The 23666-nt window shown below is 69.3% G+C and carries 20 protein-coding genes; 15 read left to right on the top strand and 5 right to left on the bottom strand.

Translation table 11 applies throughout. The features are described from left to right. Positions 1-5 precede the first annotated feature (5 nt). From HDA40_RS15615 to bioB, 4 genes are read right to left on the bottom strand one after another with little or no spacing between them, the layout of a single operon-like run. The gene (locus HDA40_RS15615) at positions 6-638 is read right to left on the bottom strand and encodes a lysoplasmalogenase (protein ID WP_253756377.1); all 633 of its coding nucleotides are present in this window, start codon (positions 636-638) and stop codon (positions 6-8) included. Further along, positions 635-1501 carry a sterol desaturase family protein gene (locus HDA40_RS15610; RefSeq protein ID WP_253756375.1) on the bottom strand — a complete coding sequence of 289 codons (867 nt, stop codon included), beginning with the start codon at positions 1499-1501 and terminating at the stop codon, positions 635-637. Before HDA40_RS15610 ends, HDA40_RS15615 begins: the two co-directional genes overlap by 4 nt. Before the next feature lie 28 nt (positions 1502-1529). Further along, entirely contained in the window at positions 1530-1718 is a 189-nt protein-coding gene (gene bsaP, locus HDA40_RS42690; protein WP_253756373.1) for a biotin synthase auxiliary protein BsaP, read from the bottom strand. Continuing rightward, a complete protein-coding gene (gene bioB, locus HDA40_RS15600) occupies positions 1715-2722 on the bottom strand; it encodes a biotin synthase BioB (protein ID WP_253756371.1) in 1008 nt (335 codons plus the stop codon). Before bioB ends, bsaP begins: the two co-directional genes overlap by 4 nt. Before the next feature lie 55 nt (positions 2723-2777). On the opposite strand from bioB, the gene HDA40_RS15595 reads away from it, so the two are divergent. From HDA40_RS15595 to HDA40_RS15570, 6 genes are all read left to right on the top strand, one after another. Next, positions 2778-3941 (top strand): 8-amino-7-oxononanoate synthase, encoded by a 1164-nt coding sequence (locus HDA40_RS15595; RefSeq protein ID WP_253756369.1) that lies wholly within the window; start codon positions 2778-2780, stop codon positions 3939-3941. Continuing rightward, positions 3938-4696 carry a dethiobiotin synthase gene (bioD, locus tag HDA40_RS15590; RefSeq protein WP_253756367.1) on the top strand — a complete coding sequence of 253 codons (759 nt, stop codon included), beginning with the start codon at positions 3938-3940 and terminating at the stop codon, positions 4694-4696. The genes HDA40_RS15595 and bioD overlap by 4 nt, the downstream gene beginning before the upstream one ends. 51 nt (positions 4697-4747) lie before the next feature. Beyond that, positions 4748-6445 (top strand): aspartate-alanine antiporter, encoded by a 1698-nt coding sequence (aspT, locus tag HDA40_RS15585; RefSeq protein WP_253756365.1) that lies wholly within the window; start codon positions 4748-4750, stop codon positions 6443-6445. A 104-nt stretch (positions 6446-6549) separates the two neighbouring features. Then, complete coding sequence (locus tag HDA40_RS15580; protein WP_253756363.1) at positions 6550-8499, top strand: bifunctional aspartate transaminase/aspartate 4-decarboxylase; 1950 nt, start codon at positions 6550-6552, stop codon at positions 8497-8499. Continuing rightward, positions 8496-10187, top strand: a complete 1692-nt coding sequence (gene aspT / locus HDA40_RS15575; RefSeq protein ID WP_253756361.1) for an aspartate-alanine antiporter — start codon at positions 8496-8498, stop codon at positions 10185-10187. The genes HDA40_RS15580 and aspT (HDA40_RS15575) overlap by 4 nt, the downstream gene beginning before the upstream one ends. 108 nt (positions 10188-10295) lie before the next feature. After that, positions 10296-11240 carry a DUF3152 domain-containing protein gene (locus HDA40_RS15570; protein WP_253756359.1) on the top strand — a complete coding sequence of 315 codons (945 nt, stop codon included), beginning with the start codon at positions 10296-10298 and terminating at the stop codon, positions 11238-11240. Here the strand turns inward: HDA40_RS15570 and HDA40_RS15565 are convergent. Beyond that, positions 11235-12371, bottom strand: coding sequence for a cytochrome P450 (locus HDA40_RS15565; protein WP_372502869.1), 1137 nt, complete (start codon positions 12369-12371; stop codon positions 11235-11237). The two genes, HDA40_RS15570 and HDA40_RS15565, sit on opposite strands and share 6 nt — an antisense overlap. Before the next feature lie 82 nt (positions 12372-12453). Between HDA40_RS15565 and HDA40_RS15560 the strand changes: the two genes are divergently transcribed. From HDA40_RS15560 to HDA40_RS15520, 9 genes are all read left to right on the top strand, one after another. Next, positions 12454-13605 (top strand): acyl-CoA dehydrogenase family protein, encoded by a 1152-nt coding sequence (locus tag HDA40_RS15560; RefSeq protein WP_253756357.1) that lies wholly within the window; start codon positions 12454-12456, stop codon positions 13603-13605. Next, a complete protein-coding gene (locus tag HDA40_RS15555) occupies positions 13602-15542 on the top strand; it encodes an acetate--CoA ligase family protein (RefSeq protein ID WP_253756355.1) in 1941 nt (646 codons plus the stop codon). Before HDA40_RS15560 ends, HDA40_RS15555 begins: the two co-directional genes overlap by 4 nt. Next, positions 15539-17152, top strand: coding sequence for a 5-guanidino-2-oxopentanoate decarboxylase (locus HDA40_RS15550; protein ID WP_253756353.1), 1614 nt, complete (start codon positions 15539-15541; stop codon positions 17150-17152). Before HDA40_RS15555 ends, HDA40_RS15550 begins: the two co-directional genes overlap by 4 nt. Next, entirely contained in the window at positions 17152-18282 is a 1131-nt protein-coding gene (locus tag HDA40_RS15545) for a Glu/Leu/Phe/Val dehydrogenase dimerization domain-containing protein (RefSeq protein WP_253756351.1), read from the top strand. Before HDA40_RS15550 ends, HDA40_RS15545 begins: the two co-directional genes overlap by 1 nt. Before the next feature lie 83 nt (positions 18283-18365). Next, positions 18366-18836: a hypothetical protein gene (locus tag HDA40_RS15540; RefSeq protein ID WP_253756349.1), complete on the top strand. Its 471-nt coding sequence runs from the start codon at positions 18366-18368 to the stop codon at positions 18834-18836. After that, positions 18833-19219: a hypothetical protein gene (locus HDA40_RS15535; protein ID WP_253756347.1), complete on the top strand. Its 387-nt coding sequence runs from the start codon at positions 18833-18835 to the stop codon at positions 19217-19219. The genes HDA40_RS15540 and HDA40_RS15535 overlap by 4 nt, the downstream gene beginning before the upstream one ends. Before the next feature lie 134 nt (positions 19220-19353). Further along, positions 19354-20292, top strand: coding sequence for a proteasome assembly chaperone family protein (locus HDA40_RS15530; RefSeq protein ID WP_253756345.1), 939 nt, complete (start codon positions 19354-19356; stop codon positions 20290-20292). Positions 20293-20416: 124 nt separating this feature from the next. Next, positions 20417-21046: an HAD family hydrolase gene (locus tag HDA40_RS15525; RefSeq protein ID WP_253756344.1), complete on the top strand. Its 630-nt coding sequence runs from the start codon at positions 20417-20419 to the stop codon at positions 21044-21046. Positions 21047-21209: 163 nt separating this feature from the next. Beyond that, positions 21210-23621, top strand: coding sequence for an immune inhibitor A domain-containing protein (locus tag HDA40_RS15520; RefSeq protein ID WP_253756341.1), 2412 nt, complete (start codon positions 21210-21212; stop codon positions 23619-23621). Positions 23622-23666 lie beyond the last annotated feature (45 nt).

Raw genomic sequence — 23666 nt, 5'->3', positions numbered from 1 at the left:
AAGGGTTACGATGAGTTGTCCATGGCGGACACCTTGTGCGACGGGTCTGTCCGGGTTGCCGCCGTTGCGAGCAGGACCTGCGCTAACGCATAGGTGACCATCACCCAGACGTCCGGCCCCGGCAGGTCGTGATCGGCCAGGCCCACCGCGATGAGGGTGTCGGACAGGACGAAGAACGCCCCGCCGAGTCCGGCCCGCAGGCCCAGCCGCGCGGAGGTCGCTCCGGTCGTGAACAGCAGCAGCGAGTAGGCGGCCACCGGGATCTGCAACGCCCCCAGATCGGGCCACAACCAGGCGATCAAGCCGACCCACACCACGGCGTAGACACCGGCGATCCACGCCTTCCCGGCGAAGGTTCCGCGCCGCACGAAGTACGCGATGTAGCAGACGTGGGCGGCCCCGAAGAATCCCATGCCGACGAGGAAGAGGACGTCGGGCCCGGAGAACTGGAGCGCCACGTCCCCGGCCGCCGACAGCAGCAGGGCGGCGACCACCGGCCGTGGTCCCCGGCGCAGCACGACGTAGAGCGCCAGCAGCGGCATGAGCAGCGGTTTGGTGGCCCACTCCGCCCAGGTGACGTCGAAGGCGGAGACGACGATGTGCGTCACCGCGAGGACGGCGTACAGCGCGAGGATCACTTGCCGGCCCCCTCGGACTCGGCGGGCGCCGCCGGCTCCCAGCCCGGTCCGCCGAAGATCCGGCCGAGCCGCTCCCGCCAGGTACGCGCGGCGCGCAGATCCCGGCCGATCGAGGCGTACTCGTGGAAGGCGACGCGTAGCGGGTTGTGGGTGCCGATGTTCTTGGTCAGCCCGTAGACCGGCCGTTCGATCTCGGGGGCGAACGAGCCGAACAGCCGGTCCCAGACGATCAGGATGCCGCCGAAGTTCCGGTCGAGATAGCCGCCCTGCGAAGCGTGGTGCACACGGTGGTGCGACGGCGTGTTGAGGACGAACTCCAGGGGCCGGGGCAGCTTGTCGATCCGCTCGGTGTGGATCCAGAACTGGTAGACGAGGTTGACCGAGCTGCAGAAGGCCAGCACCGCCGGGTGTACGCCCAACGCGATCATCGGCAGGTAGAACAGCCAGCTCGTGAACCCGGTCCACGGCTGCCGGAGCGCGGTGGAGAGGTTGAAGCGGCGGCTCGAATGGTGCACGACGTGCGACGCCCACAGGACGCGGATCACGTGGTGACTGCGGTGCGACCAGTAGTAGAAGAAGTCCTGGGCGAGCAGGCAGACCAGCACCCACTGCCAGGTGATCGGGACGTGCAGCGGGGTCACCAGGTTGATCGCCGAGTACGCCAACGCCGGGACGATGCCCCAGAGCAGGTCGAACCCGAGGCTGCCCAATCCCATGGACAGGCTGGTGGCGGTGTCCTTGGCGGCGTACCCCAGCTCGTCGTCGTCCGGGTGAAGCCGGTACGAGATCGCTTCGAGCAGGGTCAGGAGGATGAACGCCGGGATCGACCAGAGGACGACATCGGGCAGGTCAGGGACGGGCATGCGCGGATACTAGTGAGTAACTCTCGCATTAGGAAGACCCGCTGGATCGCTCTCCGTGCTCGACGCAGGTGGCCGACCAGCCGGTCGGGACGACCTGCACCTTCATCCGGCGGCCGCACTCGGCGCAGTACCGCGGCGGCTCCAGCTCCAACGCCGCCGCGCACCCCCCGTGATCCGCGACGGCGGGGTGACCGCATCGACCGCAAAATCGGGTCATAGGGTCGCCGACAGCGCCTTGACCGGCATCTTCAGTTCGGCGAGCAGCTCCAGGTCCTGGGTCGCCGGTCGGCCGAGCGTCGTCAGGTAGTTCCCGACGATCACCGCGTTCACCCCGCCGAGCAGGCCGTCGCGCGTACCCAGGTCGCCCAGGGTGATCTCGCGGCCGCCCGCGTACCGGATGATCGTCCGCGGCATCGCGAGCCGGAAGGCGGCGATGGCGCGCAAGGCGTCCTTGGGGTCGAGGACCGGCTGGTCCTCCAGGGGCGTGCCGGGGCGGGGGTTCAGGAAGTTCAGCGGGACCTCGTGCGGGTCCAGTTCGGCGAGCTGGACCGCGAACTCCGCGCGCTGCTCGACGGTCTCGCCCAGGCCGAGGATGCCGCCGCAGCAGACCTCCATGCCCGAGTCGCGGACCATCTTGAGGGTGCCCCAGCGCTCTTCCCACGAGTGCGTGGTGACCACGTTCGGGAAGTACGTCCGGCAGGTCTCCAGGTTGTGGTTGTAGCGGTGCACGCCCATCTCGACCAGCTCGTCGACCTGCTCCTGGCTGAGCATGCCGAGGCTGGCCGCGACGTTGATGTCGACGGCTTCCTTGATCGCCTTCACGCCCTCGCGCATCTGCGTCATGAGCCGGGCGTCGGGGCCGCGGACGGCGGCAACGATGCAGAACTCCGTGGCGCCGGTGGCGGCGGTCTGCCGGGCCGCCTCGACCAGTGACGGGATGTCCAGCCAGACGGCGCGCACCGGGGAGGAGAACAACCCCGACTGGGAGCAGAAGTGGCAGTCCTCCGGGCACCCGCCGGTCTTCAGCGAGACGATGCCCTCGACCTCGACCTCCGGCCCGCACCAGCGCATGCGTACCTCGTGGGCGAGCTGCAGGGCGTCGGCGATGCGGTCGTCCGGCAGCCGCAGGATCTCCAGCACGTCGGTCTCGTCGAGGCCGACGCCCCGCTCGAGTACCTGCTCCCGCGCGCGTACGAGGATGTCACTGGGGATGTCGGTCATGGCCGTACCCTACAAGGTGCCTTAACCATCGCTCACCTGGAAGGGGACCCGCGCAGTGTCCGACTGGCAGGCCGCCCTCGCGCGTAAGGCCGAGCTGCGGGACCGGGCCGGCCTGCGGCGCGAACTGCGTCCCCGCCCGGCCGCCGAGCCGATGGTGGACCTCGCCGGCAACGACTATCTCGGGCTGTCCCGTCACCCGCAGGTGATCGCCGCCGCGAGTGCGGCGCTCGACGCGTACGGGCTGGGTGCGACCGGTTCACGACTGGTCCGGGGCACTACCGAGCTGCACACGGAGCTGGAGCAGGAGCTGGCCGCCTGGTTCGGCGCCGCCGACGCTCTGGTGTATTCGTCCGGTTATCTTGCGAATCTCGGCGTCGTCCGGGCCCTCGTCACGCCGCAGACGGTGCTGATCGCGGACGAGCATGTGCACGCCAGCCTCATCGACGGCTGCCGGTTGGCCGGGGCGCGTACGGTCACCTATCGGCACGCGGACCCGGACCATCTGGCGAGCCTGCTCGGCGAACACAAGAAGGCAGTGGTGCTCACCGAGTCGGTGTTCTCCGTCGACGGGGACCTCGCGCCGCTGCGGGACCTGCACAACGTCGCGCGCGAGCAGCACGCCCTGCTGCTCATCGACGACGCGCACGGCCTCGGGGTGGTCGAGGACTCCACCGCCGGGCTCGCGGGCGCCGACGACGTCGTGATCACCGCCACCCTCTCCAAGGCCCTCGGCGGCGCGGGCGGCGTGGTCGCCGGACCGTCCGCGCTGGTCCGGCATCTGATCGACACCGGCCGCACCTTCATCTTCGACACCGCGCTACCGCCGGCCGTCGCCGCCGGCGTCCGCGTGGCCGCCCGCCTCGCGATCACCTCGCCCGAGCTGCGGGTCGAGCTACGTTCTCGCAGCTTGTACGCGCACCGCCGGCTGGCCGACGCCGGCTTCCGCGTACGCCCGGCGGCTGCGTCGTCCGATCCTGCGTCCGCACCCTCGGCCCGAGTGAGCGGACCGGCCGGCGGCATCGTGTCGGTGGAGGCGCCGTCGGCCGAACTGGCGGCGACCTGGGCCGCCGAGTGCCGGCGTACCGGGGTGGCGGTAGGGTGCTTCCGGCCACCGTCCACTCCGGACCATGTGTCCCGGCTGCGCTTGACGATCAACGTCGGGGTGCCCCGGGCGGCCTTCGAGCAAGCGCTGGAGAAAGTCGTAGAGGCAGCACCATGAACACCCCCCTCACCACCCCTGTCACCGGTCCGGTCATCGTCACCGGGACGGACACCGGAGTCGGCAAGACCGTCGTGACGGCCGCCATCGCCGCCTGTGCCACCGCGAGCGGACTGCGGGTGGCCGTCGTCAAACCCGGCCAGACCGGCGTCGACCCGGCGTACGGGGAGGTCCCCGACGAGGAGGTGATTCGCCGCCTGGCGGGTCCGGCCACCACTCGGACGCTGGCGTCGTACCCCGATCCGCTCGCCCCGCTCGCGGCGGCCCGCGTCGCGCAGTTGCCGCCGCTCGACCTCTACACCGTGCTGGACGAGGTCAAGCGGCAGGCGGCCGAGCATGATCTCGTCCTGGTCGAGGGCGCGGGCGGACTGCTGGTCCCGATGGGTCCCCGGCTCGCCGACATTCCCGGCGGCGGCGCGTGGACGGTCGCCGACCTCGCCGTGAACCTGGGCGCCCCGGCCGTCGTCGTGGCCCGCGCCGGACTCGGGACGCTGAATCACACGGCGCTGACCTTGGAGGCGCTCGAGCGGCGGGGTGTCGCCGGCTTGGTGGTGCTGGGCGCGTGGCCGGCCGAGGTCGAGCTGGTGCATCTGACTAACCTGGACGATCTGCCCGGTGACCTGCACGGCCTGCTTCCGGACGGAGCCGGTTCGATGGAGCCGGGCGTGTTCCGGCGCAGCGCGGCCGGGTGGCTGACGGAGACGCTCTACGGCAGTTGCGACGACCCCCGGCTGCTCGCCGAGGACGATTACTGATCTTTTCGAATCGCCTCATCCGGGTAGGGCATTTGCCGTAATTTGCCTGGTATGTGGCATTGGTTCAAGGAGTCGATGCAAGCTCATCCCGAGCTTGCGATCTTCCTGACCCTCGCCCTGGGCTTCGCCATCGGCAGGCTGAAGGTCAAGAGCATCACCCTCGGCTCCGTCACCGGTACGCTGCTTGCCGGTGTCCTGGTCGGGCAGCTGGACATCCAGATCCCCGACCTCGTCAAGACGGTGGCCTTCATCGCCTTCCTGTTCGCCCTCGGCTATCGGGTCGGGCCGCAGTTCTTCGCGGCGCTGAAGAAGGACGGCGTGCCGCAGCTGGTGATCGCCGTGATCGGCTGTGTGTTCGGCCTGATCGTCGCCTACGTCATGGCGAAGATCATGGGCTACGGCCCCGGCTGGGGCGCTGGACTGCTGGCCGGCGGGCTGACGCAGTCGGCGGTCATCGGCGTCGCGACCGACGCGATCAACGGCTCGTCGAGCATCCCCGACGATCAGAAGCAGACCTTCGTCAACCAGATCCCGGTCGGGTACGCCGTCTGCTACCTCTTCGGGACGGCGGCGGCGGCGTACTTCCTGTCGCAGTTGGCGCCGCGGATGCTGGGCACGAAGGACCTCGCGGCCGAGTGCGCCGAGCTGGAGAAGAAGCTCGGCACGTTCAAGGATCCCGACAGCCAGCCCGCGTACCGGCAGGTCGTGCGGCGGACCTTCCGGGTGTCCGAAGGCTCGGAACTCGACGGCAGCACCGTCAAGGCGGAGGAGACGCTGGCCAAGAGCCGGGGCCGCCGGATCTATCTCCAGCGCTACCGGCGCGGGGACGAGCTGGCCTTCACGACGCCCGACACCGTCCTGCGGGCGGGCGACATCGTCACCGTCACGGCGAATCACAGCGACTTCATCCACGGCGAGATGAACGCCGTCGGCACCGAGGTCGACGACCCCGAGCTGCTCGGCTACGACATCGAGACGCTCTCGGTCGTCCTGATCAACAAGAAGCTCGAGCGGCGTACGCTCGCTGAGCTGGCGCAGGAGGACGAGGCGCGCAACCTCTTCGTCAAGAAGATCGTGCGGGCCGGCGTCGAGATCCCGTTCGGCCTGACGACCGTCCTGCACAAGGGCGACGAGCTGACCGTCGAGGGCCCGAAGGAACTGGTCGAGCAGGCCGTGCCGGTGATCGGCAAGCCCAACCGGAGCAGTGACGAGACCGACTACTCCTACGTCGGTCTCGGCATCTTCCTCGGCGGCCTGATCGGCATCCCGACGGTGGCCATCGCGGGCGCGAAGATCGGCCTGACCACCAGCGGCGGCGCGCTCATCATGGGCCTGATCTTCGGCTGGCTGCGCTCGCGGAACCCGACCTTCGGCCGGTTCCCGCCGGCCGCGGAGTGGCTGATGGACACCGGCGGCCTGTGCATGTTCGTCGGCATCGTCGGCATCCAGTCCGGCCCGGACTTCATCTCCGGGGTCAAGAGCGAGGGACTGGGGCTGCTCTTCGCCGGCCTCGTCGTGACCCTGCTGCCGATGTTCCTGACGCTGTTCCTCGGCAAGTGGCTCTACAAGTGGCCCACTGCCACGAACCTCGGTTCGACGGCCGGCACGTTCACCACGACGGCGTCGATCGGGGCGGTCTGCGACACGGCGAAGAGCCGAGTGCCGGTGCTCGGTTACACGGTCCCGTACGCGATCGGCAACACCCTGCTCACGATCTGGGGCGCGGTCATCGTCGCCCTGCTGTCCTAACCGGCAACACCATCTGGCGACACCGTCTGGCAAGCAGCTGGCAACAGCGTCTGGCAACAGCGTCTGGCAACAGCGTCTGGCAACGCACAACGGGGGGAAGAGAAATGGCTACGTCGAGGGCCGAACAGAAGCGACTGGAGTCGCTGAGCCCGTTCGAGCTGAAGAACTCGCTGATCGAGCTGGCGAACGACAACGTGAAGCTCGAAGCGGTCACCATGCTCAACGCCGGCCGGGGCAACCCGAACTGGATCGCGACCGAACCCCGGGAGGCATTCTTCCTGCTGGGCAGGTTCGGCATCGAGGAGTCCCGGCGGGACTGGGACGAGTGGGACGGCGTCGGCGGCATGCCGGCCAAGGCCGGGATCGCCCAGCGCTACCGCGCCTTCCTGCAGGCCAACCGGAACGAGCCGGGTGCCTCGCTGCTTCAGCGCAGCTTCGACTACGGCGTCAAGAAGCTCAAGTTCGACCCGGACGCGTACGCCTGGGAGCTGGCCGACGGCGTGATCGGCGACCACTATCCGGAGCCGGACCGGATGCTGAGCCATATGGAGAGGGTCGTCCACGCGTACCTGGTGCAGGCGATGTGCGGCGGCAAGGCGCCGAAGCAGCCCTTCGACCTGTACGCCGTCGAGGGTGGCACGGCGGCGATGTGCTACCTGTTCGACTCGGCGCTGATCAACGGCATCCTGAACAAGGGCGACACGATCGCGATCATGACGCCGATCTTCACGCCCTATCTGGAGATCCCGCATCTGGAGCGCTACCAGTTCGACGTCGTCGAGCTGAAGGCGTCCCGGTTCGACTCCGAGGGCTTCCACACCTGGCAGTACGACCCGAGCGAGCTGGACAAGCTGGCCGACCCGAAGGTCAAGGCGCTGTTCCTGGTGAACCCGTCGAATCCGCCGTCGGTCGCGTTGTCGCCGGAGTCGCGGGCGCACATCAAGCGGATCACCGAGACCTCGAACCCGGGCCTGACGGTCATCACCGACGACGTCTACGGCACCTTCGTCGACGGCTTCGAGTCGCTGATGTCGACGGTGCCGAAGAACACCATCGGGGTGTACTCGTTCAGCAAGTACTTCGGCTGCACGGGCTGGCGGCTCGGCGTCATCGCGGTCAACCGGGACAACATCTTCGAGGGCAAGCTGGCGAAGCTGCCCGCCAAGCGCAAGGCGCAGCTGAACGAGCGCTACTCCTCGATCACGCTGGAGCCGGAGAAGCTCAAGTTCATCGACCGGCTCGTAGCCGACTCCCGGCAGGTCGCGCTGAACCACACGGCCGGCCTCTCCCTGCCGCAGCAGATCCAGATGGGGCTGTTCGCCCTGTTCGACCTGCTGGACGAGCAGCGCACCTACCAGGAGACCTGTCAGACCATCATCGCCCGGCGGATGCACGCGCTGGTCAAGGGGATGGGCGTGAAGCTGCCCAAGGACCCGCACGCGGCGCACTACTACGTCGAGCTGGACCTGATGAACTACGCCGAGCGGTATGTGAGTCCGGAGTTCGCGAGCTGGCTGGCGCAGAACTTCGAGCCGGTGGACCCGGTCTTCCGGCTGGCCGAGAAGGGTTCGGTCGTCCTGCTGAACGGCGGCGGCTTCGACGGTCCGGAGTGGAGCGTCCGGGTGAGCCTGGCGAACCTGCGTTATGAGTCCTATCAGGACATCGGTAAGTGGCTCCGGGAGATCATGGAGGACTACTACGCCGAGTTCGAGAAGACCTCGGGGGGCACGTCCGCCCGGAAGGCCGTCGGCGCCAAAAAGGCCGTAGCCACCAAGGCAGCAGCCACCAAGGCTCCGGCTGCGAAGTCCGAAGCCACGAAGTTCGAAGCCACGAAGTCCACCGCCACCAAGGCCGCGGCCACCAAGAAGGCAGCGGCGAAGCGGGCCCCGGTGAAGAAGGCTGTCGCCAAGGCGCCCGTCAAGAAGGCCGCGACGGCGACGGCGAAGAAGGCTCCGGCCAAGAAGCCGACGGCAAAGAAGTCGACGGCCCGGAAGACCACGGCCCGGAAGACCACAGCCAAGAAGGCTCCGGCCAAGGCCGGGTCGAAGCGGTGAAGGACTGGCTGGCCGATCTCTTCAAGTCGGTCGACGGGCTGGTGCTCTTCGTCTGCCTGGCGCTCGGCTTCGCGATCGGGAAGATCAAGTTCTGGAAGATCTCGCTCGGCGGCGTCGCCGGTACGCTGATCGTCGCGATCTTCGTCGGCATGCTCGGCGTGACGCTCAACAGCCAGGTGAAGAACATCGCCTTCGCCATGTTCATCTTCACCCTGGGCTACATGAGCGGCCCGTCCTTCTTCGCCAGCCTCAACAAGGCCAGCCTCAAGTACGGCGTCTTCACGCTCATCGAGGTGGTCACCATCTTGGTGGTGGTGAGCCTGGCGACCGTCATCCTCGGACTCGACCAGGGCACGGCGGCCGGCCTGCTCGCCGGCGGCGCGACGGAGTCGGCGGTCGTCGGTACAGCCACCGACGCGATCGGGAAACTCGACCTACCAGCCGATCAGATCAGCACGTTGCAGGCCAACGTCGGTACGGCGTACTCGATCTCCTACATCATGGGCCTGATCACGATCGTGCTGCTGACCAGCCAGATCGCGCCGGCGATCATGCGGATCAACCTCCGCGACGAGGCCGACAAGCTCTGGAAGAAACTGGGCGGCGGCTCGGAGGAGGAGGGCGCCACTCCGGCGCTGCCGGACGTGGTGGGCCGGGCGCACGAGGTGACGATGGCGGCCGGGCAGACCGTCGGCCAAGTCGAGGGCGTCCTCGGCCGGGGCGTGGTCGTGGAGCGCATCCAGCGGCAGGGCGAGGCGGTCGCCGTCCAACCGGGCACCCGGCTCGCCTCGGGCGACCTGGTGCTGTTCAACGGCCGCAGGGAAGGTCTGCTGGACGCGGACCAGATCATCGGGCCGGAGCGGGCCAGCGTGAGCGGCTTCAACGTCGACCTCGACGTCCAGGAGGCCATCCTCACCGCGCCCGGCTACGGCGGGAAGTCGCTGGGCGACCTCCGGGCGGACATCCCGGAGAAGGACCGGCACGGCATCTTCCTCACCGGCATCACCCGGATGGACCACAACCTGCCGGTGCAGAACGGCACCCAGATCAACACCGGCGACACGCTCAAGTTCACGGGCATGAAGAGCGACCTGAACAGGTTCGTGCCGCGAGTGGGCTTCAAGATCGACCCGACGGTCAAGATGGACATCGTCTTCATCTCGATCGGCATCATCCTGGGCATGCTCATCGGCAAGATCGAGGTGCCGCTCGGCGATATCCCGCTCTCGCTCGGCACCGGCGGCGGCTGTCTGTTGTCCGGTCTGCTGTTCGGCTGGCTGCGGGCCAAGAACCCGAAGCGCGGGCAGTACGCCCCGGCGGCGGCGCAGGTCGTGAAGGATCTCGGCCTGGCCACCTTCATCTGCGCGGTGGGCCTGTCCTCGGGACCGGAGGCGATCGACCTGATCAAGAAGTTCGGGTTCGCGCTGCCGATCTCGGGCATCCTCGTCACCCTGATCCCGGCCTCGATCTCGCTGTTCGTGGGCTGGAAGCTGATGAAGCTGCCCGCGCCGCTCACCCTGGGCGCGGTGGCCGGTCAGCAGTGCTCCACCCCGGCCGCCACGGCGGTCCAGCAGGCGGCGGGCAACGCCACGCCGTTGATGAGTTACACCATCGTGTACGCGTTGTCGAATGTGGTGCTGCCGTTGCTGGGGCCCATCGTGGTGGCCCTTTCCGGAGCCCTCAACTAGCGACCTTCATCGCTGCGTCACGGCAGCGGGAGGCGATCGGGTCGTCGGTCGCCTCCCGCTTCGCATGGTGGTAACCTCCCGCCCGGATCTGGTTCGGGGGAGGACGCGATGCGGCGATTCTGGGTACCGGTGGTGACCGCGGTGGTCTGCGCGACCGCCCTGGTGGGCTGCAAACCGAGTGTTCCCGGCGAGGTCGCCGACGGGCCGAGCGACGTCGGGCCGAGCGCCGTCGCCTCGTCGAGCGCCGGAAAGGCCACCACCGAGAAGCTCACGCTGGCCGGTGCGGCGACCGAGACCCCAGGGGTGACGCCGACGCGGACGACGACCCCGTTGCCTCGGCGGAGTCCGGCCAAGATCCTTTCGACGACGCTTCCGGCGAAATCGGAGCGTGGCGTCGTCCTGCCTCAGGTGCCCAAGTTCGAGGTGCCCCAGCACGGTGCGGGTACGTTCACCATCGCCGGTGGCGGCTCCGGTGTCGTCGGCGCCGGCGAGACGCTGGTGAAATATCAGGTCGAGCTGGAGCAGGGCATCTCCTGGGGCACCGTGCCGCCGTGGACCGCCGCGAGCTTCGCCGCCGCCGTCGACGGGATCCTCGCGAACGAGCGGGGCTGGATCGCCTCCGCCGCGCATCCGGTCACCGACGCGGACGAGGGGATGAGCAACGAGTCCTGGTCCTTCCAGCGGGTCAGCGACGGCTCTTACGGCGTACGCGTCCGGCTGGCGACGCCCGCCACGGTGGACAAGCTCTGCGGGTCGGCCGGCGTCGACACCGAGGGCGTCTACTCCTGCCGATACGGCAAGAACATCTTGATCAACTTGGGCCGATGGCTGTACGGTGCGGTCGGCTTCCGGGACATGGCGGCGTACCGGCAGATGGTGATCAGTCACGAGATGGGGCACTTCCTCGGCTTCAACCACATGCTGTGCCCCGGTGCGGGTCAGCTCGCGCCGGTCATGCAGACCCAGACGATCGCGCTCGACGGCTGTCTGCCCAACCCGTATCCGTTCACTGTGGACGGGCGGTTCGTGATGGGGCCGTGGGCACCGTCATGATCGGCGGATCTGGAAGGCGTCCGGCATCCGGAAGCTGAGGTTGTCGGGGCACCACGGCGCCCGGACGACGTCGATCTCGCGGACGAGGGCGGCGGCCTCGGCGACGACCACGGCCGCCTCCATGCGGGAGAGCTGAGCGCCGACGCAGCGATGTGCGCCCGCGCCGAAGGCGAGGTGCCGCCGGGAGCCCCGCTGGCCGGGGACGAAGTCCTGCGGGTGCGGGGTCATCGACGGGTCGCGCCCGGCTTCGGCCAGCCAGAGCAGGATCGACGCCCCGGCCGCCACCTCGACGCCGCCCAGCGAGACCGTACGCGTCGCGACCCGCCGCCAGGTGGTGATCGGCGGCACCAGGCGCAGCCCTTCCTCGACGACGTCGTCGACGCGGACGGTTCCGCGCGCGAGCCCGGTCACGACGGCCGGCTCGGTCGCGAGCCGGTGCAGCAGCAGCGTCAGGAACTGCGACGTCGTCTCCTGACCTGCGACGAGCAGGAAGAACAGCGCGCCCACGACGAGATCGGGGTCGCCCAGGGCGCGCAGCCCGGCGATCATGCCTTCGCCCTGCTCGGCGTGCTTACGGAGGACGGCGTGGTAGTGCCCGACCGTCTCGGCCAGGGCGAGCTGCCGGTCGAGGTCGACGGGCGCCCAGAACAGTTCGAGGGCGGCCCGGGAGAACTCCTTCACCACGCGTACGTCGTCGTCAGGGAGGTCGACCAGCCGACCGAGCACCAGGAGCGGCAGGTCCGAGGTCAGGTCGGCGTACAGGTCGACGGTCTCGCCGGATCGCAGCCGGGTCGCCAAGGCGGCCACCCGCCGCCGGACGATCCCGGTCAGCCAGTCGGCCTGCGCGGCCACTCGATGCGGATGGAGCGCCTGTTCCGCCAGGGCTCGGACGGCCGGATGCGAGGGGGTGCCGTTGTTGGCCAGTGTCGGCGGCAGCCGGAAACCGTGCCCGGCCAGTACGCGCAGAGCCGCGACGGGGATCGGGGTCACCGCGTCGAGCGCGTTGTCGGGCGCGAAGGTCTCCGGATCGGCTAGCACCTGGCGGACGAGGGCGTGCGAGGAGACGAGGACGTGGTCGCCCTGGCGCACGACGGGGGACTCCGCCGACGCTTCCCAGGTCCGAAACAGCACGTCATGGAGAGTATCCGGCGACCGCCGTTGACAGCGTCGCGGCCAGCGGGTCTACTGACTCACCGATCAGTAAGGGGCCGCCGTGGATCTCCCGACCGAACTCGTTCCGCTGACCGACGAGCAGCGGGCGCTGCTCGACCTCTGCCGGGACTTCGGCGTACGCGAGATCAGGCCGGTGGCCCGCGAGGTCGACGAGGCCGACACGGTCACGCCCTGGGTGCTGTGGCGGAAGGCCGCTGCAGCTGGGATCACCGACTTCATGCTGCCCACCGCGTACGGCGGAGGCGGCGCGACCGACGTGTTCACCCAGTGCCTCGTGCAGGAGGAGCTGGGTGCGGCCGACGCCGCGATCGGCAACCTGCTGACCTCGAACGGGTTCTTCGCCGACCCGGTCCTCGAACTCGGCACCGAGGCGCAGAGGGAACGCTGGCTGCGCCCGCTGACCGGGCCGAACCCGCCGATGACGGCGCTGGCGGTGACCGAACCCGGCGTCGGCTCCGACTCGGCCGCGATCACCACCCGTGCGGAACGGACCAGCGGCGGCTACCGGTTGATCGGCCAGAAGGCGTGGATCTCCAACGGCGGCGTCGCGGAGTACTACGTGATCTTCGCCACCGTCGATCCCGGCCGGCGTTCGAAGGGCGTGACTGCGTTCCTGCTCACGAAGGACGGGCTGAGCTTCGGGCCGCCGATGCGGAAGATGGGCCAGCGCGCGATCACCAACACCGAGATCTTCCTCGACGGCGTCTTCGTGCCCGAGGAGGACCGGCTCGGCGACGAGGGCCGCGGGTTCCACGGCTTGATGCGTACCTTCGAGATCTCGCGGACCGTCCTCGCCGCGTCGGCCACCGGGCTCGCGCGGGCCTGTCTGGACCTGGCCACGAGCTACGCCCGCGACCGGGCCCAGTTCGGCAAGCCGATCATCGAGCACCAGGCGGTCGCCTTCCGGCTCGCCGACATGGCCGCCAAGATCGAGGCGTCGCGGCTGCTCACCTGGCGTGCGGCCAAACGCCTCGACGCCGGGCTGCCGTGCGCCGCGGAGTCGGCCATGGCCAAGCTGACCGCCAGTGAGACGGCCATGTTCTGCTCCTGGGCGGCGGTGCAGACGCTCGGCGGCTGGGGCTACTCGCGGGAGTTCTTGGCCGAGAAGTGGATGCGCGACGCCAAGCTGGAGGAGATCGAGGAGGGCACCTCCGACATCCAGCGCTTGATCATTTCGAGGTTCCTGCCGTGAACCCGCTTTTCGCCCCCGACTCGATCGCGGTCTTCGGCGCCTCCGACCGGCCGGGGTCCTGGGGCCGTCACCTCGCCGAGGGCGCGCTGCGGTCCGGTGTGGACGTCCAGCTGGTCAATCCCCGCCCCGGCCGCCTGCATACCGTCGCGTTCACGCCCGCTCCGGAGCGGGCGATCGACCTCGCGGTCATCGCGGTGCCGGCCGCCGGCTTCGCGGCCGCCGTCGGCGTCGCCTTGGCCGCGGGCGCGCGATCCGTCGTCGGGATCACCGCCGGCCTGTCCCGCTCCGAGTCTCATCGGGTCGCCCAAGTGGTACGCGATCAGGGCGCGACCCTGCTCGGTCCCAACTGCCTCGGCGTCTACGACTCGCGAAGCGGCCTGAGCCTCCTGTGGGGTGAGCTGCCGCCGGGCGACATCACGCTGTTCTCCCAGAGCGGCAATCTGGCGCTGGAACTCGGCGTGATCGCGCGCCGATCCGGGCTCGGGTTCCGGCGGTTCGCCTCGCTGGGCGACTGCGCCGGCCTGCGTACGGCTGATCTGCTGCCCGAACACGGCGGCGCGCGGGCGATCGCGCTCTACCTCGAAGACTTCACCAACGGGCGGACGCTGATCGAACGGGCCGCCGCGATCGTCGACAGTGGAATTCCAGTGGCGCTGCTGGCCGCCGGTCGCTCGACCGTCGGTGCGACCGCCGCGAGTACGCACACCGGCGCGCTGGCAGGCGATCACGCCGTCCTGGCGGCCGCCTGCGGGGACGCCGGAATCCGGCTGGTGCGTACGCCGACGGAGTTGATCGAGGCGTGCCGGGTCGTCCGGAGGCTTCGGGGCAACCGCGTCGGGATCGTCGGCGACGGCGGCGGGCACGGCATCCTCGCGGCCGATCTCGCGATCGCGGCCGGGCTGGCCGTCCCGCGTCCGCCGGTGGATCTGGCCGGCGCCGGCGAACGGGACATGTCCGCGTACTCCCGGGCTGCCGGCGACCTGGCGGCCACCGGAGACGTCGACTGCGTGCTGCTCACCGGGTATTTCGGTGGCTACAGCGCGGACGATCCGGCCATGGCCGAGACCGAACTCGCGGTGGCGGGCGAGATCAGCGACGGTGCCGCCGAGGGAGGTGTCCCGGTGGTGGTGCACAGCTTCGCCGGATTCCCGCCGAGCGGGCCGTCGGCCAGCGTACGGCGGCTGACGGCGGCCGGCATCCCGGTCTGGCCGGCCGTCGAGCACGCGATCGGGGCGCTCGCCTACGCGGCGACCCCGGTGCGCGGCGTACCCCCACGAGTGTCGGCAGTGGATGCAGCGTCGTCCGGGGTGGACGCGGTGCCGCCGGGCGACTGGTACTTCGCCGGTCGGGCGCTCCTGCCCGAGGTCGCCTTCGCCGACGCCGAACCGGTACGCGACGCCGCCGAGGCGGTGGCGGCGGCCGAGCGCATCGGCTATCCGGTGGTGCTCAAGGCGCTGGGCCGGGCGCACAAGTCCGACGACGGCGGCGTCGTCCTCGGACTGCGCACCGCCGCTGCGGTGACCGCCGCGTTCGGCCGGCTGCCCGCCAGTCCCGCGTACGCCGTCGAACGGCAGCATGATCTCGCCGAGGGGATCGAAGTGCTGATCGGCGCCCGGATCGATCGCTGCTTCGGCCCGGTCGTCGTGGTCGGCGCGGGTGGGCTGCTCGCCGAGGTTCGCCAGGATTCCGCCGTCGCGCTCGCGCCCGTCGACGCGTACCGGGCCGGCGATCTGCTGCGCGAACTGCGGTTGTTCCCGCTGCTCGCCGGGCATCGGGGGCGACCGGCCGTCGACGTGACCGGGTTGACCAGCGTGATCGAGGCGGTCTCCCGGGCGATCTGCCGGACGGCCGGGCTCGCCGCGCTGGAACTCAACCCGGTACTCGTCACATCATCCGGGGCTGTGGCGCTGGACTGTCATGGAGAAAATGTTTCATGACTCATAGCCTGAGCCAGCCTGGCGGAGCCCAGCTGACCGGTGCGGAAACACTGGTGGCCAGCCTTGCCGCGCACAAGGTGGACACTGTGTTCGGCATCCCCGGCACCCATAACCTGGAGATCTACCGGCATCTGGCGGGCTCGAAGATCCGGCACGTCACCACCCGCCACGAGCAGGGCGCCGGATATGCCGCAGACGGGTACGCCCGGACCTCCGGCCGCCCCGGCGTCGCGCTGGTCACGACCGGTCCGGCGCTGCTCAACATCACGGCGGCGCTGGCGCAGGCGTACTCGGACTCGGTGCCGGTGCTGGCCGTGTCCCCCGGCATGCCGCTACGCCACCCGCAGCGCGGGACCGGGTTGCTGCACGAGATGCGCGACCAGCGAGCGGCGCTGGCCAACATCGTGCGGTACTCACACCGGGTGAGCAGCCACGCCGAGCTGACCGAGGCGGTCGCCCAGATCTTCGCCGACTTCGCCGCCGAGCGACCTCGGCCGGTCCATCTGGAGATCCCGCTGGACCTGCTCGCCGAGAGCGCTCCGGTCAGCATCGCGCCGCCGTTGCGGATCGCCCGCCGCCGGGCCGACGAAGCCCAGATCGTCCGGGCGGCGACGATGCTCAACGGCGCCCAGCGGCCCGGCATCCTGGCCGGCGGCGGGGCACGGGGCGCCGCCGCTCAGGTGATCGCGATCGCCGAACTCCTCCACTGTGGAGTGCTGACGACCGCCAACGGCAAGGGCGTCATGCCGGAGAACCATCCGCTCAGCCTGGGCGCCGCCGCGCATCTGCCGGCCGCCGGCGAATGGCTGGCCGAACGGGATGTACTGCTCGCAGTAGGGACGGAGATGGCGCCCAGCGACTTCTGGCACGAGCCGCCAGCCCCGCGCGGAGAGGTCATCCGGATCGACCTCGATCCCACCCAACTGCTCATCAACGCCCGCCCGGCCCTGCCGATCTGCGGCGACGCCACGGCCGCCCTCGAAGACCTGCTGCCACTGCTGAAAGCCGCCGACGGGATCACCGTGGAGGTCGCTGCGTCCGGCGTACAAGCGAAGATTCGAGCGGAAGCGCGGGCCGAGGGCGCGCGCTGGACGGCGTGGATGGACGCGCTGGCCGGAGCTTTGCCCAAGCGCGCACTTGTGCTCGCGGACAACGCGATGGCGGGGTATTACGGCGCGCTGGGCAACCTGCCGGTGCACGAGCCCGGCGCGTTCGGTTTCCCCACGGGCTTCGGCACCCTGGGGTACGCGCTGCCGGCGGCGATCGGCGCGAAGGTGGCGCGGCCGCGCCGGCCGGTCGTGGCGTTGTGCGGCGACGGCGGCCTGATGTTCAGCTGTCAGGAGATCGCGACCGCCGCGGCCGAAGGCGTCGCCCTGCCGATCGTCGTCTTCGTCAACGGGGGATACGGCGAGATCCGCGCCGAGATGCGCGCGGCGTCGATCGACCCGATCGGCGTCGACCTGCCGGTGCCCGACCTGATCGCGCTCGCGACCGCGCTCGGCGGGGCCGGATTCGCCGTGCGCACGCCCGATGAACTGCGCAGCCTGGTCAAGGCGAGCCTGGAACACCCCGGGCCGACCCTGCTCGTGGTGGAGGAAGAGGCACCCTAGTGACCTATCTGGAAGTCACCTGGACCGACGAGGTCACCGGCATCCGCGGCTACCTGGTCGTGGACGCGCTGCGCCAAGGCGTATCCAGCGGCGGCCTGCGCATGCGTGCGGGCTGCACCCTCGACGAGGTGCGCGACCTGGCCCAGGGGATGACCCTGAAAGAAGCGGTCGTCCGCGTCCCCGGCGACCGCTACCAGCCTTTCGGCGGCGGTAAGGGCGGCATCGACTGCTCGCCCCACCACCCGGACGCGCGCGGCGTGCTGCGCCGCTACCTCCAGGCGATGCGCCCGCTGCTGGAGACGATCTGGTCCACCGGTGAAGACCTCGGCGTACGCCAGGACATGCTGGACGAGCTGGCCGGGGAGATCGGGCTGCGGTCCACCATCGAGGCGGCTCTCCAGCTCCTGCCCGACCCGGAAGCCGGGCTGGCGCGGGTCAAGGCGGGCTTCGCCGTCGACGTCGATGGGATCAGCCTGGCCGACCTCGTCGGCGGCTACGGGGTCGCGACCTGCGCCCTGACCGCCCTCCCCGCTGGCCCGTCCACCCCGCGCGCGGTGATTCAAGGATTCGGCTCGATGGGTGGGGCGACCGCCCGCTACCTGGCGCGAGCCGGGGTGCTCGTCGTCGGGGTCGCCGACGCGGACGGGCTCGTCGTCAACCCGTCCGGCCTCGACGTGGAGCACCTGCTGCGCCATCGGGACGGCTTCGGCAGGATGGACCGCTCCGCCCTGGCACCCGGCGACGTCGTCTCGGCAGACTCTTGGCTGGACGTGCCCTGTGACATCCTCGTCCCCGCCGCCGTCTCGTACGCCATCGACTCCTCGAACGCTTCTTCCGTGCAAGCTCGGCTGGTGGTCGAGGCGGCTAACGTCGCCACCACCCCCGCCGCTGCCGCCGCCCTGTACGCCCGCGGCGTCGTCGTGCTGCCCGACTTCGTGGCCAACGTCGCCACCAACGCGTGGTGGTGGTGGACGCTGTTCGGCGACATCGCGCCCACCGCCGAAGCGGCGTACGCCAAGATCTCCTCCGTGCTCGGGACGCTGACGCTGGAGACGCTCGCGCGCGCCTCCGCCGACTCCACGACGCTTCGCGACGCCGCGACGGCTATCGCCCGCTCACGGCTCCCTTGATCGGGCCCTGCCCACGCGCATTTGCATGACCATGATCATGAATGGACTGCTCTCGATGGGGACTTCTGAACTAATATTGAAGTATGACTGCTGTGCCGTTGGACTCGGTGCCGTTCTCGGAGCTTCTCCGTGAACCAGCCGCGACAGTGGAGCGCCTGCTCCGGGTGCGTGCTTTGCGGCTGCGCCGTCGGGACGCCGACGACCTCGTCCTCATGTCCGCCGACCGAGCCGACCGAGAAGGTCAAGTCGTCGATCTCACGACCCGGCTCCTCTCGGAGATCGCGCGAACCGATCCGCATCTGCTGGCCGGCCTGCTCCCGAGAGTGCTGCCCTGGGTCCGATTCCTGCCGGCGGAGGCGATCGACGAGTTCGCGAAGGAGTTCGTCGCGATCGCAGCTGCCGCCGCCGATCTCGGCAACATGGCCTCGGTCTCGGTGGTGCTCACGGCTTGGCGGAACACCGCCGAGGCGTACTCCGACCCCGAACTGTTCGCGATCCTCCGAGACCAGACCACCGGCGACTTCGGCACGGTGCCGTTGCCCGATGCTCCATGAGTCCCAAGCGCGGTGATCGGGCCGCTCCGCCCGCGACTCGTGACGAGTACACGATCCGGTTCGCGACCAACGACGCCGCCAAGGGCTGGGAGGAACTGTGCCGCCAGGCGGCCTCGAATGCACGGACCGCGTACGAGGCGATGCGTGACGATCCGTGTCCTCGTCCAGAGACCGAGCGCCAGCACCGGCTTCGCTTCGATCTGGGCTGGGCGGTGCACGACGGCCGGCGGCTGGAGCAGTGGCAGTACGAGGTCACCAGCGGAGGTCGCGTCTGGTACGTCGTCGACCAGGACACTCGGACCTGCTGGCTCAAGCACGCCGGACCGGGCATCGAAAGCCACGGACCGGTAGGCCCGTTGCGGATGGCGGTACTCCAGGTGTGATGTGATCGGGGGCGCGGGGGGCGTCATCGACCACATTCCCGGCGGCTCGCATACGCGCTCTGCGCCGGGAATGGATCACGAAGCGCACGCGTTGTGCGCTTTGTACGTGTGCGGACCTTGAGAGGTTTACGACTGTGCGAGACCCGCAGGAACTCTTCGAGCTGGCGCCGGAGCTGACCGGCCCCGAGGCGGCCGACCTCGGGCGGCCGGTGCTGCTGCACGCCCTGAGCGGGTTCATCGACGCCGGCGGGGCCGGCCGGTTGGCCCGTGAGCATCTGCTGGACGTGCTGGAGCCCGCGCTGCCCGGCCAGTCGGTGGTCGCCTCGTTCGACATCGACCAGCTGCTCGACTATCGGGCGCGGCGCCCGTTGATGGACTTCGCCGCCGACCACTGGGAGACCTACGACGATCCCCGGTTGGAGCTGCACGCCCTGCGCGACCACGACGGCACCCCGTTTCTGCTGCTCACCGGCCCGGAGCCGGACATGCAGTGGGAGCGGTTCATCGCCGCGCTGAGGATGCTCATCGACCGGCTCAACGTCCGGGTCACCGTCGGCATCCACGCCATTCCCATGTCCGTGCCGCATACGCGGCCCGCGGGGGTCACCGCGCACGGCACGCGCGCTGAGCTGATCGCGGGTTACGAGCCGTGGATCGATCGGGTACGCGTACCGGCGAGTGTGACGAACCTGCTGGAGTTCCGGCTGGGCCAGATCGGGCTGGACGCGATCGGGTTCGCCGCGCACGTTCCGCACTATCTGGCCGAAGGGGAGTACCCGCCGGCGGCCGAGCTGCTGCTGACCTCGGTCTCCCGGGCGACCGGGCTGCTGCTGCCCGCCGACGAGCTGCGGGAGGCCGGCGAACGCGTACGCGCCGAGATCGAACGCCAGCTCGTCAGTAACCCGCAGGCGGCGGCGGTCGTGAAGGCGTTGGAGGAGCAGTACGACGCGTTCACTCGCGGCCGGGACGTCAGCCTGCTGACCGATCCGGTGCCGCTGCCGACCGCCGACGAGCTGGGTGCCGAGCTGGAGAAGTTCCTGGCTGAGCATTCGCGGCGAGACCAGGGCGACTAGTTCACCCGGATTTAGGCGTTTCGAGGGCGGTTTTCCTGGCGGGGGACCGCCCTCAGCGCTATCCTTCATCTCCCCTGCTCACAGAAATGCCCCCTGAGCAGGAAGTGTTTGAAGGGAGGGCGCGATGGGCCGGCTGCATCTGTTCGACATGGACGGCACGCTGATCCGCGACTCCTCGGCCAACATCGAGCTGGCCAAGGTCATCGGCAAGGTGGACGAGTTTCGATCGCTGGACGGCCAGTTCGCCACCGGCGTGGTCGATTCAGCCGAGTACGCGCGCCAGGCGTACGCGATGTGGTCGGCGTTGACGGAGGCCGTGGTGGCCGACGCCTTCGCCGGGGCGCCATGGCTGGCGGGCATCCGCGACGTCTGGACCGAGATCACCGAGCGCGGTGAGCACTGCGCTGTCATATCTTTGTCGCCGAGTTTCTTCGTCCGCCGGCTGAGTTCCTGGGGCGTGCACGAGGTACGCGCGGCGGTCTTCCCGGACGTGCCGTTCCCGGCCGGGACCACCCTCGACGTGTGCGGTGTGCTGAACCCTCAGTCGAAGGTGACGATCGCCGACGAGCTGGCCGCTCGATACGGTCTGACCAGGGACGACTGTGTCGCGTATGGAGACTCCAAATCGGACAGTGCGCTCTTCGCGGCGGTGCCCGTGCGGGTGGCCGTCAACGGTGACCATCATGTGCGCACACTCGCAACGCATGTCTATGCCGGGGGCGACCTGCGGGAGGCGTACGCCCTCGTACGGTAACCGAAACCGTACGCTCGGCTAATAGTTATCGATGAACCTGGTATTCCGATTTCCGGATATCTGGATTAGCTTGCATGTCGGCTCTCCGATCGAGAGGCGTACCCCCACGCTCGACACCGGATCATCCGAACGGTGGCGGGCGACTCCCCTACCGGAGGTGGACATGCGCAGAATCGTCGCGGGGTTGCTCGGCTTGTCGCTGGCATCCGGACTCGGCACCACGCTGGGTTCGGCTGCGTTGGCGGCGCCTCAGCCGGCTTCCCCCGTCAGCACGGAAGCGACCGGTGACAGTGCGCCGGGCGCAGACGAGCTGCCCAACCCCTTGGAGGACAAGCGAAGGGAGCTGCGCGAGCAAGGCCTCACCGCCGTTCTGAACGGCGAGCGGAAGGCTGAGCAACGCGGCGCGAGCACGGTCGTCAAGGTCGGACAGACGGCCGCCGGCTCCCGCAGCACGTCCTCTGGGAAAGGTAAGAAGGACCAGTACGTGGAGTTGGCCCGCGAGACGACCGACCGGGTCTTCGTGATCCTGGCCGAGTTCGGCGACCAGCGGCACCCCAGCTACCCCGACCAGGACACCGACGCCAACACCGCAGGTCCGGCGACGTTCGAGGGTCCTCTGGTCAACTCGATCCCAGAACCGAACCGCGCGGTCGACAACTCGACCGTGTGGCAGCCCGACTACAACCGGGAGCACTACCAGGAGATGTACTTCGGCACCGGCAAGGGTGTCGAGTCGCTCAAGACCTACTACGAGACCCAGTCGTCCGGGCGGTACAGCGTGGACGGCACGGTCACGGACTGGGTCAAGGTCCAGTACAACGAGGCGCGCTACGGCCGGTCCAACGGTTACCCGTGCGCCAGCAACGTCTGCTCGAACACGTGGGCGCTGATCAAGGACGCGGCCAACCAGTGGTACGCCGACCAGAAGGCCCTCGGCCGCACCGACGCCGAGATCACGGCCGAACTGGCGACGTTCGACAAGTGGGACCGTTACGACTTCGACGGCGACGGCAACTTCAACGAGCCCGACGGGTACATGGACCACTTCCAGATCGTCCACGCCGGCGGCGACCAGGCCGACGGCGACCCGCAGCAGGGTGAGGACGCCATCTGGAGCCACCGCTGGTACGCGTACAGCAACCTCGTCGGGTCGCAGGGCCCGGCGGCCAACCCGCTCGGTGGCACCCAGGTGGGCACCTCGGGTCTGTGGATCGGCGACTACACGATCCAGCCGGAGAACGGCGGCCGGAGCGTGTTCTTCCACGAGTTCGGTCACGACCTCGGCCTGCCGGACGACTACAACAACATCTACGGCGGGGACAACAACAACGAGCACTGGACGCTCATGGCGCAGAGCCGACTCGGCGCCAAGGGCGAGCAGTTCATCGGCGACCGTGCCGGCGACCTCGGAGCCTGGAACAAGCTGCAGCTGGGCTGGCTGGACTACGAGACGGTGGTGGCGGGAGCCGGAGTCGGCGGGAACAAGACGCTGACGCTCGGCCCGCAGGAGTACAACTCGGACAAGGCCCAAGGCCTCGTGGTCGTACTCCCGAAGAAGGAAGTCGTCACCGCGTTGGGCGCTCCCGCCGCTGGATCGAAGCAGTGGTGGAGCGGTTCCGGTGACGACTACGCGGCCTCCCTGGCCCGGCAGGTGACTCTGCCGGCCGGCACGGCCTCGCTGTCCTTCCAGGCTCGGTACGACATCGAAGACTGCGGCCCGGACGCGTGTGACTACGCGTTCGTGGAGGTCGACGACGGCACCGGCTGGAAGGCCATCCCCGGCAGCATCGCCAACGCGGCCGAGGGCAACGGTATCGACGGCACGCAGGCGGCGTGGACCCCGGCGACCTTCGACCTGTCGGCGTACGCCGGCAAGACGGTCTCGCTGCGGATCCGTTACGCCACGGACGGCGCGGTGGCCGGCAACGACGCGGCGGTGCCGAACGGCATCTTCGTGGACGAGGTCGCCATCACGGCGAACGGTTCGGCGATCTTCAGTGACGGCGCGGAGAGCGGCGCGAACGGTTGGACCGCGGCGAACTTCTCCGCCGTCGGGACGTCCATCTCGGCGTTCTTCGACAACTACTACATCGCCGGGCACCGGTCTTACGTCTCCTACGACAAGTACCTCAAGACCGGGCCGTACTACTTCGGCTACCTGAACACGCAGCCGGACAAGGTCGACCACTACGCGTACCAGCAGGGTCTGCTCGTCTCCTACTGGGACACGTCGTACGCCGACAACGACACCTTCGCCCACCCCGGCTCCGGCCGGAACCTGTACATCGACTCGCACCCGGTGCCCCTGTACAACCTCAACGGGGTTCCGTGGCGGGCTCGCGTCCAGGTCTACGACGCGCCGTTCAGCCTGACTCGGGCGGACTCGTTCACGCTGCACATCAACGGCGTGGCGAACTACGTCCGTGGCCAGGCGGCGCAGCCGCTGTTCGACGACACCAAGACCTACTGGTACGCCGAACTGCCGAACCACGGCGTCGTCCTGCCGGCGGCGGGGGTCAAGATCCGCGTGCTCTCGGAGAGCGGCACGTCGATCAAGATCCGCGTCACCTCCTGACGGACCGCACCTGCTTCACCTGTTCCGCGAACGGCGTCCGGGCTT

The organism is Hamadaea flava, from assembly GCF_024172085.1.
Lineage (GTDB): Bacteria > Actinomycetota > Actinomycetes > Mycobacteriales > Micromonosporaceae > Hamadaea > Hamadaea flava.
The sequence above is the reverse complement of the archived record's forward strand: the minus strand, read 5'-3'. Positions and strand labels throughout refer to the sequence as shown.

What these genes read in the sequence shown, in the direction of transcription:
- HDA40_RS15610 (WP_253756375.1), bottom strand. Translation starts at nt 1,501, where the DNA reads ATGCCCGTCCCTGACCTGCCCGATGTCGTCCTCTGGTCGATCCCGGCG.
- bsaP (WP_253756373.1), bottom strand. Translation starts at nt 1,718, where the DNA reads ATGACCCGATTTTGCGGTCGATGCGGTCACCCCGCCGTCGCGGATCAC.
- bioB (WP_253756371.1), bottom strand. Translation starts at nt 2,722, where the DNA reads ATGACCGACATCCCCAGTGACATCCTCGTACGCGCGCGGGAGCAGGTA.
- bioD (WP_253756367.1), top strand. Translation starts at nt 3,938, where the DNA reads ATGAACACCCCCCTCACCACCCCTGTCACCGGTCCGGTCATCGTCACC.
- aspT (WP_253756365.1), top strand. Translation starts at nt 4,748, where the DNA reads ATGTGGCATTGGTTCAAGGAGTCGATGCAAGCTCATCCCGAGCTTGCG.
- HDA40_RS15580 (WP_253756363.1), top strand. Translation starts at nt 6,550, where the DNA reads ATGGCTACGTCGAGGGCCGAACAGAAGCGACTGGAGTCGCTGAGCCCG.
- HDA40_RS15570 (WP_253756359.1), top strand. Translation starts at nt 10,296, where the DNA reads ATGCGGCGATTCTGGGTACCGGTGGTGACCGCGGTGGTCTGCGCGACC.
- HDA40_RS15550 (WP_253756353.1), top strand. Translation starts at nt 15,539, where the DNA reads ATGACTCATAGCCTGAGCCAGCCTGGCGGAGCCCAGCTGACCGGTGCG.
- HDA40_RS15540 (WP_253756349.1), top strand. Translation starts at nt 18,366, where the DNA reads ATGACTGCTGTGCCGTTGGACTCGGTGCCGTTCTCGGAGCTTCTCCGT.
- HDA40_RS15535 (WP_253756347.1), top strand. Translation starts at nt 18,833, where the DNA reads ATGAGTCCCAAGCGCGGTGATCGGGCCGCTCCGCCCGCGACTCGTGAC.
- HDA40_RS15525 (WP_253756344.1), top strand. Translation starts at nt 20,417, where the DNA reads ATGGGCCGGCTGCATCTGTTCGACATGGACGGCACGCTGATCCGCGAC.
- HDA40_RS15520 (WP_253756341.1), top strand. Translation starts at nt 21,210, where the DNA reads ATGCGCAGAATCGTCGCGGGGTTGCTCGGCTTGTCGCTGGCATCCGGA.